Source organism: Staphylococcus sp. AC872 (genome assembly GCF_979255425.1).
In genome coordinates this window covers 1-234 of sequence record NZ_CEEDKW010000094.1, presented here as the reverse complement: position 1 = coordinate 234, position 234 = coordinate 1, and the positions used below count along the sequence as shown (strand labels likewise).

The following is a 234-nucleotide window of genomic DNA, read 5'->3' as shown; positions in this document are numbered from 1 at the left end:
TCACCGAAGAACGCTGTGAGGGTCGAAAACCGTTCCGCCATTTGCAGGGACCCGTAGTGCATGGCCATCACTCCGCCAGACCCAAGCCGGATCGACTGCGTCGCCGTCGCGATGCGCGCCATGAGCAGATCTGGCGCACTCGACAGGAAGTGGTCGGTGTTGTGGTGCTCGGCCAACCAGAACCGGTGGAAACCGATCTCCTCAAGTTTTTGTGCCAAGGTGACGGTCTCGTCA

1 protein-coding gene is annotated in these 234 nt (G+C 60.3%); it reads right to left on the bottom strand.

What is annotated here, in order from left to right:
* Positions 1–218, bottom strand: a 218-nt coding sequence (locus ACZ267_RS13055; protein ID WP_463680366.1) for an LLM class flavin-dependent oxidoreductase, incomplete at its 3' end; no start/stop codon positions are given.
* Positions 219–234: the final 16 nt, after the last annotated feature.